The organism is Nonomuraea sp. LPB2021202275-12-8 (assembly GCF_037044575.1).
GTDB lineage: Bacteria > Actinomycetota > Actinomycetes > Streptosporangiales > Streptosporangiaceae > Nonomuraea.
Genome location: NZ_JBAHWD010000111.1, coordinates 1 through 1,682 on the forward strand (window position 1 = coordinate 1; position 1,682 = coordinate 1,682).

The 1,682-nt window shown below is 70.2% G+C and carries 2 protein-coding genes; both read left to right on the forward strand.

Going from position 1 to position 1,682, the window contains the following annotated elements:
• Positions 1-72: 72 nt before the first annotated feature.
• On the forward strand, positions 73-1,296 hold the full coding sequence (gene istA / locus V5E28_RS48905) for an IS21 family transposase (protein ID WP_336217175.1): 1,224 nt from the start codon (positions 73-75) through the stop codon (positions 1,294-1,296).
• Positions 1,296-1,682 (forward strand): ATP-binding protein (locus V5E28_RS48910; RefSeq protein ID WP_336217176.1); only part of this gene is annotated, 387 nt, incomplete at its 3' end. The genes istA and V5E28_RS48910, both read left to right, overlap by 1 nt.

Consider the following 1,682-nt stretch of genomic DNA (forward strand, 5'->3'; position numbering starts at 1 on the left):
TGTCGACGACACGTGAAAACTGACCCTCAGGCGACGGCCGAAATCTGACCCCCTCTGTTGTCATCGTGGAGGGTGATCAAGGTGGAGGACTGGGCGGAGATCCGCCGGTTGCACCGGGCCGAGGGTATGCCGATCAAGGCGATCGCTCGGCGGATGGGCATCTCGAAGAACACCGTCAAGCGTGCGCTGGCGGCTGAGGAAGCACCGAAGTACCGGCGGGCGGGCAGGGGGTCGATCGTGGATGCGGTGGAGCCGCGGATCCGGGAACTGCTGGAGGAGTTCCCGGACATGCCGGCCACCGTGATCGCCGAGCGGATCGGCTGGCAGAACTCGCTCACGGTGCTCAAGAACCGGGTTCGGATGCTGCGGCCGTATTACCAACCCGTCGATCCGGCGTCGCGGACGACCTATCAGCCCGGTGAGCTGGCCCAGTGTGATCTGTGGTTCCCGCCGGCGCGGGTGCCGGTCGGGCCGGACCGTGGCATGAGCCTGCCGGTGCTGGTCATGGTCAGTGGGTACTCGCGCTGGCTGATGGCACGGATGCTGCCCTCACGGACCGCCGGTGATCTGTTCGCCGGGATGTGGGCGCTGCTGGGCCTTCTTGGCGCGGTGCCCAAGACCCTGGTGTGGGACAACGAGGGCGCGATCGGAGCGTGGAAGGGCGGTCGGGCGCAGCTGACGCGTGATGCCGAAGCCTTCCGCGGCATGCTCGGCGTCCGGATCCTGCAGTGCCGGCCGGCCGATCCAGAGGCCAAAGGGCTGGTGGAGCGGGCCAACGGCTACTTGGAGACCTCGTTCCTTCCCGGCCGCAGCTTCGCCGGCCCGGCAGACTTCAACGCTCAGTTGGTCGGCTGGCTGCAGCGGGCCAACCAGCGCCATCACCGGCGGATCGACTGCCGACCGGCCGATCGGATCGCCGCGGATCGGGCGGCGATGGTGGCCTTGCCCCCGGTTGCGCCGAGTGTTGGCTGGCGCGGCGCGACCCGGCTGGCGCGCGATCACTACGTGCGTGTGGCTTCCAACGACTATTCCGTCCACCCATCGGTGATCGGCCGGCTGGTCGAAGTGGTCGCCGATCTGGAGCACGTCACGGTGACCTGCGCCGGGCAGGTGGTGGCCCTGCACGAGCGCTGCTGGGACGCCCACCAGACGCTCACCGATCCCGCCCATGCCAGCGCCGCCGCGGCGCTGCGCTCAGCGCGGCTGCAGGTGGCCACCGCGCCGGTTGACACCGAGGTCGAACAGCGCTCGCTGGCCGACTACGACGCCCTGCTCGGCGTCGAGGGAGTGGCGTGATGGCAGGGCGAGGCGGCACCGCCACGGCGGCGGCCGGCGGCGGACGCAACCTCGCCGCCGAACTCGTCTATCTGACCCGGGTACTGAAGGCGCCCTCGCTGGCGGCCGCGATCGAGCGGCTGGCCGAACGGGCCCGCGCCGAGTCCTGGACGCATGAGGAGTTCCTGGCCGCCTGCCTGCAACGCGAAGTCGCCGCCCGCGACGCACACGGCGGCGAGGCCCGCATCCGCGCCGCCCGCTTCCCGGCCCGCAAAGCCCTCGAGGACTTCGACTATGACCACCAGCGCTCCCTCAAACGCGAGGCCATCGCTCACCTGCGCACCCTGGACTTCGTCGCGGGCAAGGAGAACGTCGTCTTCCTCGGCCCGCCCGGCACCGGCAAGACC